This is a genomic window from Bacillus sp. NPDC077411 (genome assembly GCF_044543425.1).
In the GTDB taxonomy this organism is placed as follows: domain Bacteria; phylum Bacillota; class Bacilli; order Bacillales; family Bacillaceae_G; genus Bacillus_A; species Bacillus_A bruguierae.
In genome coordinates this window covers 26,462-39,943 of record NZ_JBITWA010000020.1, presented here as the reverse complement: position 1 = coordinate 39,943, position 13,482 = coordinate 26,462, and the positions used below count along the sequence as shown (strand labels likewise).

The 13,482-nt window shown below is 33.5% G+C and carries 14 protein-coding genes; 10 read left to right on the top strand and 4 right to left on the bottom strand.

The window, feature by feature from the left end:
* The first annotated feature begins 4 nt into the window (after positions 1 to 4).
* Positions 5 to 865: a M15 family metallopeptidase gene (locus ACIGHG_RS20530; RefSeq protein WP_336473153.1), complete on the top strand. Its 861-nt coding sequence runs from the start codon at positions 5 to 7 to the stop codon at positions 863 to 865.
* Positions 866 to 1,049: 184 nt separating this feature from the next.
* Complete coding sequence (locus ACIGHG_RS20525) at positions 1,050 to 1,295, top strand: hypothetical protein (RefSeq protein WP_396550282.1); 246 nt, start codon at positions 1,050 to 1,052, stop codon at positions 1,293 to 1,295.
* A gap of 326 nt (positions 1,296 to 1,621) precedes the next feature.
* Here the strand turns inward: ACIGHG_RS20525 and ACIGHG_RS20520 are convergent, their stop codons facing one another.
* From ACIGHG_RS20520 to ACIGHG_RS20510, 3 genes are all read right to left on the bottom strand, one after another.
* Positions 1,622 to 2,065 (bottom strand): aminoacyl-tRNA deacylase, encoded by a 444-nt coding sequence (locus ACIGHG_RS20520; RefSeq protein WP_396550280.1) that lies wholly within the window; start codon positions 2,063 to 2,065, stop codon positions 1,622 to 1,624.
* Positions 2,066 to 2,138: 73 nt separating this feature from the next.
* Positions 2,139 to 3,371 (bottom strand): MFS transporter, encoded by a 1,233-nt coding sequence (locus ACIGHG_RS20515; RefSeq protein ID WP_396550278.1) that lies wholly within the window; start codon positions 3,369 to 3,371, stop codon positions 2,139 to 2,141.
* A 4-nt stretch (positions 3,372 to 3,375) separates the two neighbouring features.
* On the bottom strand, positions 3,376 to 4,419 hold the full coding sequence (locus ACIGHG_RS20510; protein ID WP_396550276.1) for an ArsR/SmtB family transcription factor: 1,044 nt from the start codon (positions 4,417 to 4,419) through the stop codon (positions 3,376 to 3,378).
* 405 nt (positions 4,420 to 4,824) lie between these two features.
* On the opposite strand from ACIGHG_RS20510, the gene ACIGHG_RS20505 reads away from it, so the two are divergent.
* From ACIGHG_RS20505 to ACIGHG_RS20480, 6 genes are all read left to right on the top strand, one after another.
* Entirely contained in the window at positions 4,825 to 7,029 is a 2,205-nt protein-coding gene (locus ACIGHG_RS20505; RefSeq protein ID WP_396550274.1) for a bacteriocin-associated integral membrane family protein, read from the top strand.
* Positions 7,030 to 7,038: 9 nt separating this feature from the next.
* Positions 7,039 to 7,677 carry an ABC transporter ATP-binding protein gene (locus tag ACIGHG_RS20500; protein ID WP_336473147.1) on the top strand — a complete coding sequence of 213 codons (639 nt, stop codon included), beginning with the start codon at positions 7,039 to 7,041 and terminating at the stop codon, positions 7,675 to 7,677.
* A 38-nt stretch (positions 7,678 to 7,715) separates the two neighbouring features.
* Complete coding sequence (locus tag ACIGHG_RS20495) at positions 7,716 to 8,462, top strand: Nif3-like dinuclear metal center hexameric protein (protein WP_396550272.1); 747 nt, start codon at positions 7,716 to 7,718, stop codon at positions 8,460 to 8,462.
* Positions 8,463 to 8,601: 139 nt separating this feature from the next.
* Positions 8,602 to 9,468 carry a PhzF family phenazine biosynthesis protein gene (locus tag ACIGHG_RS20490; protein ID WP_396550270.1) on the top strand — a complete coding sequence of 289 codons (867 nt, stop codon included), beginning with the start codon at positions 8,602 to 8,604 and terminating at the stop codon, positions 9,466 to 9,468.
* Positions 9,469 to 9,551: 83 nt separating this feature from the next.
* Positions 9,552 to 10,097 carry a hypothetical protein gene (locus ACIGHG_RS20485; RefSeq protein ID WP_336473144.1) on the top strand — a complete coding sequence of 182 codons (546 nt, stop codon included), beginning with the start codon at positions 9,552 to 9,554 and terminating at the stop codon, positions 10,095 to 10,097.
* A gap of 154 nt (positions 10,098 to 10,251) precedes the next feature.
* Positions 10,252 to 11,004, top strand: coding sequence for a WecB/TagA/CpsF family glycosyltransferase (locus ACIGHG_RS20480; protein WP_336473143.1), 753 nt, complete (start codon positions 10,252 to 10,254; stop codon positions 11,002 to 11,004).
* A gap of 51 nt (positions 11,005 to 11,055) precedes the next feature.
* Here ACIGHG_RS20480 and ACIGHG_RS20475 read toward each other — a convergent pair whose 3' ends face one another.
* On the bottom strand, positions 11,056 to 11,772 hold the full coding sequence (locus tag ACIGHG_RS20475; RefSeq protein ID WP_336473142.1) for a HoxN/HupN/NixA family nickel/cobalt transporter: 717 nt from the start codon (positions 11,770 to 11,772) through the stop codon (positions 11,056 to 11,058).
* A gap of 562 nt (positions 11,773 to 12,334) precedes the next feature.
* Between ACIGHG_RS20475 and tatA the strand changes: the two genes are divergently transcribed.
* Both tatA and tatC read left to right on the top strand, forming a co-directional pair.
* Complete coding sequence (tatA, locus tag ACIGHG_RS20470) at positions 12,335 to 12,541, top strand: twin-arginine translocase TatA/TatE family subunit (protein WP_336473141.1); 207 nt, start codon at positions 12,335 to 12,337, stop codon at positions 12,539 to 12,541.
* 127 nt (positions 12,542 to 12,668) lie between these two features.
* On the top strand, positions 12,669 to 13,433 hold the full coding sequence (gene tatC / locus ACIGHG_RS20465) for a twin-arginine translocase subunit TatC (protein ID WP_396550267.1): 765 nt from the start codon (positions 12,669 to 12,671) through the stop codon (positions 13,431 to 13,433).
* Positions 13,434 to 13,482 lie beyond the last annotated feature (49 nt).

The following is a 13,482-nucleotide window of genomic DNA, read 5'->3' as shown; positions in this document are numbered from 1 at the left end:
AGGAATGAAAAAGTGGGTATTTATTTCTCTTTTTATATTGTGCACAGTATGTGTCGGTATTTATATTGCACCATTATTTCAAAATGGAGTAGATGTTAAAATCGCAGAAAAAGGTGATGAGGTAAACTCTACAAATACTGAAAAGAAAGAGATTACAAAAGAACAAATTTATAAGGGTGATTTATTATTAGTCAATAAAGATTATCCTGTTCAGAAAGATAGCATAAGGTCTGATATTATAAATGTATTTCAAAATACGGAATTAGTAAGAGGATATGTAGTGCATGATAGAAATCTTCGTTTATCAAAGGATATTTTGAGAAATTTTTTGAAGATTGTAGATGCTGCAGAAAAAGAAGGGGTTCATTATTTTTTGATCAGTAGCGGTTATCGAGATTTTAAAGAACAAAGGAATCTATATGAAAAAATGGGTTCTGATTATGCATTACCAGCAGGATATAGTGAACATAATTTAGGGCTATCACTTGATGTAGGGTCTACTCAAATGAAAATGGAGAAAGCCCCTGAAGGAAAATGGATTGAAGACAATGTATGGAAATACGGTTTTGTTTTACGCTATCCGAAAAATAAAAGTAATATTACAGGAATTCAATATGAGCCATGGCATATACGTTACGTCGGTTGGCCTCATAGTGCAATCATGCAAAAAAAGAAATTTACTTTAGAAGAATACTTAGATTTCTTGAAGGAAAAAAAGGAGATTTCAACTAATGTTGGGGGGGAAAAGTATAAGGTTTCTTATTATAAAGTTTCAAAAAATACGACCATTAATGTCCCGGTAAATCAGCATTATGAAATTTCAGGGAACAATATGGACGGAGTAATTGTGACGGTTCATAAATAGTAGTTTATATTTTATAGATTAGGCCTATATCATTAACTTTAAAAAATTTGAGTGGCAAGGCTTTTTTATTTTATTTTTAAACATTAAAACTTTATGACGAAGTAGAGAGGATGCTTAAGTTGATGGGCATGGGTGTACAGACTACTTATATTTAGCATACTTATGAATTCTATATAGCTATATTATGAATGGAGAGGTGAAAATTTTGGGAAAGAAACGAATCGCATTTTTATTTTTATGTTTTTCTGTTCTTTTAGTAGTGTTTTTTTACCCAAAAGGCTACAGTGGTAAATATGTACGATGGGGTGACACTGTAGATTCTGTTAATACAGGTACTCTTGAAAAAAATCATATTCCATATAAAATTAAAGAAAATAAAGTGTATATCCCTGAAGATGCCTTTAATAAGGCGATAATGTGTTGTTCTTAAGTGTAAATAATACTTAGCTGTTTTCAGGGTATGGAAGAAATCTCCAATAGTTTTCGATGTAATAAAAACGAAATAAGTTAGATTCGTTTTTACTATGTGTATTTTCTATTAAAAAAGTGATTCATATAAAAAAATTTACCAAACCAATCTAAATAATAGAAAATGAGTACTAAAAAATCTTTTTAAAGAGAAAAAGAAGATAACTACCTGTTGTAAATAGATGTTCATCTTCTTTTCGTTTCTATAATTCTGATAAATCCACTTGTTACTTTATTAGATGGCATGGGAACAGTACTGAAAAAAGGTGAACTTCTTGAGTCACTACCTTAATCGAGAAAAGCAGTAACTTGATTTATGTTTTCTAACGCATTTGGGTCAATCTTCAACGTTGATGTTGGTTCGCCTGTACCTCCGTAAATAAATGGATAGCACATAAGGCCTCTATCTAAGATACAAGGTAATGGAAGAACTAAAGATATGCTGCCAACATTGTATCCAGTTATTTGCTTAATTTCTTGCGGAGTCGCCATTTTCAATTGATTGCATCTTAAAATTCCCGATACTTCTTGTAAATTTACACGTCCGCGAGCTCCAGAAACAATAACCGCAAAATAATCTTTTTCTGACTTGATCACTAATGTTGCAGCCGTTTGACCAATCTCAATTCCGAAATAATCTGCACCTTCTTGGGCGGTACGTATTTGTTTTTCGTGATGAATAATATCAAATGGAACTTCATGTTCTAGCAAAGTCATTTTTAAATTATTCATTGGTAAAAATCCCCCTTAGTGTAAATATATTTCCTAATAAAATTATACTATCTTTTGGATAACATAAAGAAAACTACGTGTTAGTAACGCTATTATTCTCCTCATCTAAAAAGGAAAAGAAGGGAAGTAACATACCAAATAAAGCAGGAATAAGAATAATACTACCAATCATGATATACAAAAAACGGATACCTGATATTTCGACAATTTGCCCTGCAAATAAAATACCTAAAGGCATAGTTGCTCGGATCAAGAAGAGTCGAACAGAAAATATTTGTCCCATAAGATGAGAAGGAACGATTTTTTGAAGAAGACTCGTTTGATGAATATTGAAAAATGGGAAACAAATACCTCCAAGAATTTCGCATAAAACAGCAAGAGGAAAGGAGGTTACAAAACCAAGTAAGAAAAATGATAACCCGCCCATAAGTAGACCAGAAAGCATAACGTATCTTTGCGGCCATGTATTTCCCCATTTTCCGACTAGGAAAGAACCAATTACATAACCGAAAGGAAAACTCCCCATAAAAATACCATATGAAAAAGATGTTCCGCTTAATTCTTCTATTATATATGGAACGTTGATTACCATTGTTACCCCAACGCTAAATTGAACTAAAGAAGTAAAGAAGCCAAGCCATATAAGCGTACGTTGCTTGAAAAAATATTGATATCCAGAAATGATTTGTTTTAACCAAGTCACCTTTTTACTATCGTGTGTAACGGAAGGCTCATGAAGATAAGCAAGGTTACTCGCACTTATAAGAAATAAAACTCCTACCATTATATAAGTAGATGAAGCTCCTATGTAAGCAATGATGAGTCCTCCTAGTGTAGGAGCTAAGAAGCTCATTGTTCGGACTGTACCGTCAAGCCAAGCATTTGCTTGTGTCAGTTTATTATGTTCGACAATTGTAGGAAGCAGGGCTGACGCAGCAGGAACATATAGAGGTTGCAGAATTCCAAGTACGATTTGAATAATGAACAAACACCATATCTCAATCTGACCTGAAAACATAAGAAGAACGGGTATAAAAAACACCATTCCTCTTAAAATTTGAGACCACAGCATAATATATTTACGACTTATCCTGTCAATGAACGGGCCGATAAACAGCTGAAGAATTAAAGACGGGATAAAATACGTTAGCCATAGCGTTCCCATAGCGGACTTTGACCCGGTCAATTCATACAATAATAACGAATTACATAGAGCGCCTATCGATCCTCCTAGTTCAGAAATGGTTTCCCCGAGCCATAAACATAAAAAAGAACGGTTGGTAAATACATGTTGATTTTCCTTCATTTTTTCACCTCTTTTCTAGAAAACGCTGTAATTTTTCTTGGAGAGAAGTTAAATGATCAAGCTGTATATAATACCGAGAACCTTTGCCATTAATGATGCGTGCTGCTCGAAGTAAAGACAAATGATGATGAAGAGTCGTTTTTGGAATTTTGAGCTGCTCGGTTAGCTCTTGAAGTGAGTGATCTCTTTCTGTTAGCAACTTTATAATTTTTAATCGCGTTTCATCTCCAAGTGCCTTAAAACTATGAACTAATGTAGAAGGCGGAGAATAAGGATCTTCGATTAAACTCACATTATTGTCTGAGATTGGATAATAAAATACTTTCATCCCTGGTAAAGTTGTTTCTACATTCCAAGGCCGATACACATATTGCGGGATAAGTATAACTTGATGAATAGAAGGCTCAGGTTGATACGGACTACCGGTTATATATTTGACAAGCTCTTCTGGATGATGCGTTGATTGAAGCGCACGTTTTTGCTGGGCATCACGCTCAAGCATACTGGTAAACTCGATGTAATTAGGTTGTATCACAGTTTCATACCAACCTTCAGAGATGATTTTTAAATGTTCTTTAAGAAAGGAAGTATCGATAGATGAAATATGTTTCATGTATGCTGGAAAGAACTTATGATGTTGGCAAGCTTTTATAAGGGAAGTAATCGCTGCACTGTCTTGCTGGGATGCTTTTTGCCGATTATCTTCATGCTGTAATCCGATATAAGGAAGAGAGTGCCAACGTAATTCCTCTTCAGTTAGTTCATCAAGAAAATGAAAGAAACTTTCAAGAGAATCAAAAGTACGAGAGTGAAATAATTGCAGCAAAGCGAACCATGTGTTGTGCTTGTGTGTATACTGTAGTGCTTCGCGAACGGCCGCAGGTAATTTTTTCTCAATCTCCTTCCAATACTCTATCGGCTTTTCAAAAGTATGGTGAAAATCGTAATACGTAAAAGCCGCAATACCTAATCCCATTTCGAAAAAAATCGAATGTTTAATTTGAACAGAATACGTTTCTCTTGTTGCATTAAGGTTCATTACTTTCATTGTTCAGCCTCCTTTTTTATCCCGCTATTTTTGGGCAGTAATACCCCCACTGATTAAAGTTTCACTTTATTTTATTCTATATTTTTCGAATTTTATTTTCAATAATTTTCGAATTATTATGTGCAAGTTTAGTAAATACCTTTATATCTGCTAGCTACTAATAGATTTCATTTTGAAGTGAAAAATAAAGCTATATAAATATAAATTAAAAAATCGACATAAAAACCCGCTTTCTTTTTAGGCGAGCGAGAGCATCTGGCCATGCATAGAAGCGGTTATGTTGTATTCTGCATAGCAGTGACCTATATGTCGAAAAATTAAAATGAATTTATATATATGGACAATATCCATCCTAATGTTTCCATTTTTCTAAAAATATACTAAAATATGACAGAGGAGGATGTCATGAAAAAAGTTGTTGTGTTTTTTCTTATTGTAGCTTCTATATTGTCAGGGTTTATTGCATTTCAACAAACCGATCATAAAGAATTTGAAAAAATGGAAAAGGTAGAACAACGGATAGGTAAAGAGTTCGTTATCCCAGATGTGATGCTTTTTAGTAATCCTAGTGAAATTTATCCTATATTGCTTGATGCAGCAAAGGAGTCACATACAAATATTTTTCGTACAAATGTTACGTATCATGAAGATGAAGAAGCAGAAATTTTGAAATATGTGTTACTAACAACTGAAACGGCATATTTCAAACAGTTTCAGGTAAGTAGCGGGAATATATTAAAGCCGAAAGACACATTGCAAGGTGATGCTTTTTTATCGACAGTACATACGAAGGATACAAAGCAAAAAGGGGTTATAAAGGATTTTGGGGATAATCATAAGATTACAATTAAACCGCTTCAAACGTCATATGGACACTTACCTATGGCAGGACGATATGTCGTAGAAGTAGTAGATGATAAATCATACGATGCATTTTTAAAGCTTTTCTCTAAAAAGCTAAATCAACATTTTAAGCCGAAACAGTATATTGTTGCTGACGATTTTAAACGGAATCTTAGTAATAACGAAGAAGCTTTCGGTTCACCAATTAATTCTTTATCCTATATTCAGTATATGGTGTTTATCGTGTTCCTATGTTTTCTCATTTATTATGTATTTAACGAAGCGAAAAGAATTGGTGTTATAAAAATGCACGGCGTATCGAATATACGTTTATGGTTTATTGTTATAGGTAGAACCATTATTAGTATGTTTATTTTATCGTTATTCACTTCCGTACTTGCAGCTGCTTTCGTAAAAAATGTAACTTCAGGGTTTATATACACCATTGTGTTCGATCAATGTAAAACGTATCTTATCATTACAGTATTATCTTTCGTTTCATATTTTTATATTTCTAAAGTTAAAGTCAATCAAATGATTAAAAATAGAAAAGATACAAAAGGTATATTTGTATTAAATTCGCTATTGAGAGTTACTTGTTCTATTATATTTGTTTTATTAGGGACGTCTGTTTTAGAACAATATATCACGGTGAAAGACAAACAAGAGAATTTAAAAAACTGGGAGAAAAACAAAGATTATGGTGTCTTTTATCCACTTTCTGGTGGGAATGAAGAAGGTCAACAAGAGATGGATAAAACGGTGTCAATAATAAATGGAGAGCTTTATTCTATTTTAAATAAAATGGGAGCGGTATTAATTGATTCTAAGGATTATGAAGAATTACAGCTTATTTTAAGCAAGGATTATAAAGGAATTCGGTCAGTTACAGTAAATAATAATTACCTTCGCGAATTTCCGCTATATGACATTCAAAATAAGCGCGTGAAAGTTACAGAAGATATGGAAAACTGGATTCTATTAGTACCTGAAAAATACCAGAACAGGGAAAAAGAAATTCTTCATTATTTTGGAGAATGGAGAAAGCCAGCAATAGAATATGAAGAAAAAAGAATGCATAGAGAGGTCCCGAATCATTTACGTAATCGAAAAATAGACATTATTTGGATAAAAAATAATCAGGAGATCTTTAGTTTCAATCCAGATGTATATAAATCTGAAAATAATAAAATTAGAGATGAAATTATAGAGGTAATGACAGAGAAGAATAGTTTTGTTGGAGAAAGAGATCTTATATTAGGCGGAGGGGCGAACGATCCCTTAAAAATCAAGTTAATTGACAGAGATGCAGGATTAACTTATAAGGCTTTGGAGCCAGAACTTAAAAGGTTAGGACTAGATGATAATTTAAAATATCTTGTAACAGTTGATCAACATATTTTAAAAGATATATACAATCTGCAAAAAACAATGAAAATACTATTGACGGTTACTAGTGTATTAATTGTCGGCATATTATTTTTGGTTATACAAAATATTATTGTGTATTTCAATAAAAATCAGCAGAAAATAGTGGTGCATCGCTTATTTGGCGTAGGTTTTTTTAGAACATATAAGGGATACATGTTGTTATTTGTATTGACGTGGGTCGTACAACTATCGATTTGTTTCATCGTAAAAAAAGAGTTTGATATGAAATTGCTTACGGTAGCGGCGATGCTTATTTTAATTGAATTTACCGCGTCTATTATCGCATTAATCACTATAGAGCGAAGAAAAAAAACAACGGTAATAAAAGGAGGTTAATAGAAACGAATGCAATATATATGCGAACTGATAGATGTTAGTAAAAGTTATGGAAATCATACGATTCTAGATGAGTTCAATTTAAAAATTTGTGAAGGAGAAATGGTTGCGATTACTGGAAAAAGCGGATCCGGTAAAACAACGATTCTTAATATTATGGGAATGCTTGAAAATCCAGATAGCGGAGTCGTTAAATTGTTTGGTGAAGAGAGTCCTAGTATGAGTTCTAGTAAAGCAAATAAGCTTCTGAGAACGAAAATGTCGTATCTCTTTCAAAATTACGCACTCATCGACAATGATACTGTAAATAAAAATTTAGAAATTCCCTTGATTTATGTGAAAAAAACAAAGAAGGAAAAGAAAGAACTGAAAACAGTCGCGTTAGAAAAAGTTGGGCTGAGCGTATCATTACAGCAAAAAATACACGAGCTTTCAGGTGGTGAGCAACAAAGAGTCGCCATAGCAAGGATACTTCTAAAGCCTTGCGAATTAATATTGGCCGATGAACCAACAGGATCTTTAGACGATTCTAATAGAAATGAAATTATACAAATTTTAAAAAATCTAAATAAAGAGGGAAAAACAATTGTTATTGTCACACATGATCCATATGTAGCACAAGTATGCGATAGAGTCATTGAATTATAATTTTTGCGGAAATGAGAATATTAAGGGGAGAGAAAAATATGCATATAAAACAATTCAACCAATACATTGAGGAACTATTTGGAGAACATTTACGTAAGTACGGTGATCAGTTTGGGATAACAAACGTAAGCAATGAACATTTTCATAAGATTGGTTATACTACTAATTTAACACTTGAAACGATTGAAGAAGCAAAGAAAGAGAATGTAGATATGATGATAACGCATCATGATGCATGGGAGTTTCTATACGGAATGGAAGAAGCTTGTGCAACAAAACTGAAAGAATATAACATCAATCACTTTTGGGTGCATTCACCGTTAGATTTTGTTGAATTCGGAACGTGTACTTCGTTATTTCATACAATCGAAATTGATGAAATGATAACGTATTCTTCTTGTGACGATGAAGAATTACCTGGCGTCGGTGAATATACAAATCCAATTCCGTTTGCAGAGCTTGTAGAAAGAGTAGAGAATAAACTAGGTGAAAAGGTGAAGGCGTGGAAAAATAATGATAAAGAAGTAAAACGAGTTGGTATTATAACAGGAGCAGGCCATTCAACTGATCATATTCAAGCAGCATTGGACAGCGGCTGCGATACATACATTACGGGAGAAAAGACGTTATATACAGTTCAGTATGCACAGTTTAAAAAGATTAATCTTATTGTAGGCAGTCATACATTTACAGAAATATTTGGTGTGGAAAGTTTAGTGAAAAGGCTGCAGGAGTTGGATAACTCGCTTGAGGTTGTTCAATTGTATGAGGAGCACATGGAATAGAGGGAGATTCTAGAGACAAATTATTCCTTAACAAAATCTAATAAAGAAGAAAATATAAATCAAAATGAAGGAAGTACAAGCTTTTTTACGTTAACTCTGTACGGAATATATATGTCAGTCGGAAAAGGAGATAACAGGATTGAAGATTAAAGCATATATGTTAAATGCCTTCACGAAAGATGAAAAAGGTGGAAATCCTGCTGGGGTTGTTTTAGATACAAAGGGTCTTACAACAAAAACTATGCAAGCTATTGCAAATAAATTAAATTTTTCCGAAACTGTCTTTGTACTTCCTTCTGTAGATGCAGACTATGAAATTAAATATTTTACACCAAATGAAGAAGTTGCTATATGCGGACATGCTACAATTGCTACTTTCTCTTTATTGGTTCAGATTAGAGGAATGAGCTCAAAGATATACTCGATAAAAACGAAAGCAGGGGTACTAAGTGTAGAGGTACATAACAATAAAATGATCTCTTTACAGCAAAATCTTCCGGAATTTCTTCAAACACTTCCCTGTGAAGAAATTATGAAATCTTTAAATTTAGATAAGGAAAAATTAATATCTGATATGCCCATTCAAATTGTGTCTACAGGTTTACGTGACATCATTATACCTGTAAGAGGGCTTACAGACCTGTTAAAGATTTCTCCTAATATGAAAAGGGTTGCTGAAATAAGTAAAACATATAATGTAACAGGTTATGATGTATTTACATTAGAAACATTGCATAATTCCACAGCGCATTGTAGAAACTTTGCACCTTTGTTTGGTATTCCGGAAGAAAGCGCTACTGGTACATCAAATGCGGCACTAGCATGTTATTTAATAAAACATAATAAAAAATTTGAAAAATATAGTACCTTCACCTTTGAGCAAGGCTATGTAATGGACACTCCTTCAGAAATTGTTGTAAATGTATCTACTAGTTTTGATAATATTACAGATGTTCAAGCAGGGGGCCTTGCTTCTAATTTTCAAGAGATATATGTTTTTATATAAATTAAGAAATATTAATGATTAATAATCATACTTATGTGAAGAACGAGAGCCATATTTTAAGATTAATAATGTCGGAGGTATATATGCAATTTAAATATGAGTTAATTGGTACTGGTTGGGCAAACGGATTTATTGAACTAAACTCCCAAAAAATTGTATTTAGTCCCAGTTACATAACTGATGCATTTGGAGGTTTATTAGGTGGTTTAACCGACTTATCAAATGGTGAAGAACGAGTTGTAACTTTTTTATGGGAGGAAGAGCCCCATGGATTAGGTTGGAGACTCGAGCTTCAAGACAGCAAGGAACTATTCTTAACTATAACAGAATATAATGACACACTAGACTATATTAAGGGGAAGGAAGGCGTAACCATTGTAGACGCCACTTGTAATTTTCTTGACTTTGTTAAAATGGTTATAAAAGAAGCGGATCAAATATTACTTAGATATGGAATTGTGGGTTATCAAAATTTATGGGCCGAACACGAATTTCCATTAAGCAGTTACTTGCAATTGAAATATTTCTTAATGGAAGCAGACAAAATCTCCTTACAGACTAAAGAGAAATGTGAAAAAAAGGAATTAAAACAAGAGCTTCAATTCCTTATTCGTAATTTTAATTTTTAACTTTTACTTTTAAAAAGGATGTAAGCGACTGATGAATGTATGGATAGGTGTTTTAAAATATGATACATATTAGTTATCATAAGTACTGTGATGGTAGTTTGAAGTGAAAATTTACATAATGATAGAAACATATGAAGGGAATTAGATTTAAGAAATGAAACAACAATATATAAAAGGAATACCATTTTGTAGTTTGGAGTATAAACAGGTAGTACATATACTAAAAGATTGGTTATCAGAAAAGAACGAGAAACCAAGATTCATTGTTACTGCCAATCCTGAAATTGTGATGTCTGCGAAAGAGACAGCGTCTGAATCTGTACACTTCAAAAATATTTTGTTATCTGCAGACATAATCACAGCTGACGGAATCGGCATTATACTCGGTTCGAAAATTTTAAATGGACAGTTGAAAGAGCGGGTGACAGGTGCAGATTTAACGTATGACTTAATAGAATATTGTAATCAAAACAGCTATCGCGTGTTTCTTTTTGGAGCTGCTCCAGAAAATAATGAAAAAGCAATTAAAAATTTAAAAATAAACTATCCACATGCCATTTTTCAAGGGCAACACGGTTTTATAGGTAAGGAACAAATCGAAGAAGTAAAAGATCAAATCAAACAGTTTCAACCGCATTTGCTGCTTGTAGGCCTTGGTTCTCCTAAGCAAGAGATGTTTATCTATGACAATCTTCAAGAACTAAATGTCCCGTTGTCCATTGGTATTGGCGGGATGATCGACATTATATCAGGTAATGTAAAAAGAGCCCCAAAGGTTATGAGAGATACAGGAACAGAATGGTTATATAGGTTGGTAACACAGCCGAAGAGAATAAAACGGCAGCTTGTATTGCCGAAGTTTTTGTTGTCAGTTATAGCGGATCGGGTTAGAAAAACAGCGAATTAAAAGTATAAAAAGAGATGGAAAACCCATCTCTTTTCTTCTTTTAAATAATTGCTATTGGATCCAAAGTTGAAACAGCCCTTCTGTTATCCCTATGTTGTACATGTAATATATCCCAAACACTATACTGATGCTCCCAGTTATTTTGGTGAGTGTTTTATTCAGCCTTATTTTTTTTGCGCTAAAAACAAATGGAAGTCCAATAATTGTAGTAAAGAAAAGCATCCCAATAACAGTCCCTACACCAAATATAAGAATATAAATAGCCGCTTCCCAAACACTCTTCACCGTACTCATAGTTAATAGAACCATTGCTCCACTTCCAGCAAGTCCGTGCACTAAGCCGATCAACATGGATTTTAAATATGAAACATTTTTATGTTGGCGTTTATGCTCATGTTTACCGCTATGTATATGAGAGTGGATATGCTTATGTTCTTCTCCATCATGTTCGTGCTGATGTACATGAATATTTTTTAAAGAGAAGACGGTGGTCACACCAAGATAAACGAGCATAATACCTACTAAAAATTCTAATGACATCGCCCATTTTTCTGGTATTTCACCTTTCATAAAAATAAGAATAATTCCAATGATAAATAATGTAGCAGTATGACCTATTCCCCAGAATACTCCTGCTAAAGTGGAGCGAAATAATTTTTTGCTTTGACTAGCGATAGTAGAAACAGCGATTATATGATCCGGCTCAATTGCATGCTTGATTCCAAGTACAAATCCTAAAGCCAGAATGGATAGAAAACTCATCTCCATTCATATACCTCCTTTAATAATATAACCTACGAGATAAAAAGTTTAAAAATACGTTATAAATGTTAGTAAGTAAGAAGCAACATTCAACCAAATACAATGCAGGAATGTCATTTTAAAGGTAAATTATAACAGATAAAAATAAATTACTATTATAAAAGTAAATAAATTCATAAATTCTCCTTAAACCATATAAGTATAAATTGAAAAATCAATATAAACTCTCTTTCTTTTTAGGAGGGCGAGAACATCTGGCTATGCATAGAAGCGGTCAGGGCCTTTTTTCTGCTACAGGCAAGGTTTCAAACAACAGGAGAAGGCAAGTAGCGGTCATGTTATATTCTGTATAGCAGTGACCTATATGTCGGAAAATGAAACTGGATATATATAGTTTAATGATGTGCAAATCAATATGAAAAGTACCTTATTACACGAACAACAAAACTGACACATTTCGTTCATATTCGAACTTCTTGTGAACTTTCCACTATTTAGGACATTGTTTACCAAAATAATACTATAATTATTTCAGAAATACACATCAGAAGTGAAGGGGTGAATTCGCATGTTTTCTAATATTGGTGTTCCTGGTTTAATTTTAATTCTAACTCTTGCACTTATTATATTTGGCCCTAAGAAGCTCCCGGAAATTGGTCGTGCGTTTGGTCAAACGTTGAAGGAATTTAAGAAATCTACAGCTGAATTAAGGGATGATGTGATAAGTGAAGTAAAGATTGAGAAGAAGGAAGAGCAAAAAGTTGAAGCAAAGTAAAGTGTAGTAGCAAGAATTTGAAATGTCTGCGGTTTTACTTTTTTATGAAAACGATTTCGTGTTTTTATGCGAGTCGTTTTTTTGTAAAGCGGTAGCCGTAACCATTGTGAATGGGTAGGAGAAGAGGATGATAGATAAAGAATTACAGATTGTGGACCATTTAGAGGAATTGCGCAAACGGATTATCATTTCAGCTGTTGTATTTGTCGTTTTTTTTATCGTTGGGTTTATGTTTGCCACTGATATTTATAAATGGTTTGCAAAGGGAATAGATATGAAACTATCGGTACTCGGACCAAGTGATATATTATGGGTATATTTTATGCTTGCGACGGTGGTTGCAATTGCAGGCACAATCCCTGTCATTGCGATACAGATTTGGTTGTTTGTACGTCCTGCGCTGCGTCCGAAGGAGAGAAAGATTGCGCTTACATATGTACCAGCACTCTTTTTCTTATTTATCATCGGGCTTGCGTTTGGCTATTTTGTTATTTTTCCTATGATTCTTTCATTTTTGCTTCATTTGGGTCAGGATATGTTTGTGACTCAATTTACAGCGGAGAAATATTTTCAATTTATGATGAATGTGACATTGCCGTTTGGGGTTTTATTCGAGCTTCCAGTCGTAGTTATGTTTTTAACTTCGCTCGGTATTTTAAACCCTTATGTATTATCAACCATTCGTAAGTATGCCTATTTTATTCTGGCTGTAATTGCTGTTGTCATTACGCCGCCAGATTTCGTGTCCGATTTTATCGTAACAATCCCGTTATTCGTGCTGTATGAAATCAGCATTTCTCTTTCTAAGTTTGTTTTTCGAAAGCAATTGAAGCGCAGGCAGGAAGAAGAGAAAGAATGGACTGTTTACGAGCAAAGGGACACTATCAAATAGTTATGAAAAGTGATGAAAGAGTTTTTGTGAACAATTCTTCCGTATCAAG

Excerpts from the sequence above, each read along its gene's own strand:
- ACIGHG_RS20530 (WP_336473153.1), top strand. The coding sequence starts at position 5 with ATGAAAAAGTGGGTATTTATTTCTCTTTTTATATTGTGCACAGTATGT.
- ACIGHG_RS20525 (WP_396550282.1), top strand. The coding sequence starts at position 1,050 with ATGAATGGAGAGGTGAAAATTTTGGGAAAGAAACGAATCGCATTTTTA.
- ACIGHG_RS20520 (WP_396550280.1), bottom strand. The coding sequence starts at position 2,065 with ATGAATAATTTAAAAATGACTTTGCTAGAACATGAAGTTCCATTTGAT.
- ACIGHG_RS20515 (WP_396550278.1), bottom strand. The coding sequence starts at position 3,371 with ATGAAGGAAAATCAACATGTATTTACCAACCGTTCTTTTTTATGTTTA.
- ACIGHG_RS20510 (WP_396550276.1), bottom strand. The coding sequence starts at position 4,419 with ATGAAAGTAATGAACCTTAATGCAACAAGAGAAACGTATTCTGTTCAA.
- ACIGHG_RS20505 (WP_396550274.1), top strand. The coding sequence starts at position 4,825 with ATGAAAAAAGTTGTTGTGTTTTTTCTTATTGTAGCTTCTATATTGTCA.
- ACIGHG_RS20500 (WP_336473147.1), top strand. The coding sequence starts at position 7,039 with ATGCAATATATATGCGAACTGATAGATGTTAGTAAAAGTTATGGAAAT.
- ACIGHG_RS20495 (WP_396550272.1), top strand. The coding sequence starts at position 7,716 with ATGCATATAAAACAATTCAACCAATACATTGAGGAACTATTTGGAGAA.
- ACIGHG_RS20485 (WP_336473144.1), top strand. The coding sequence starts at position 9,552 with ATGCAATTTAAATATGAGTTAATTGGTACTGGTTGGGCAAACGGATTT.
- ACIGHG_RS20480 (WP_336473143.1), top strand. The coding sequence starts at position 10,252 with ATGAAACAACAATATATAAAAGGAATACCATTTTGTAGTTTGGAGTAT.
- ACIGHG_RS20475 (WP_336473142.1), bottom strand. The coding sequence starts at position 11,772 with ATGGAGATGAGTTTTCTATCCATTCTGGCTTTAGGATTTGTACTTGGA.
- tatA (WP_336473141.1), top strand. The coding sequence starts at position 12,335 with ATGTTTTCTAATATTGGTGTTCCTGGTTTAATTTTAATTCTAACTCTT.
- tatC (WP_396550267.1), top strand. The coding sequence starts at position 12,669 with ATGATAGATAAAGAATTACAGATTGTGGACCATTTAGAGGAATTGCGC.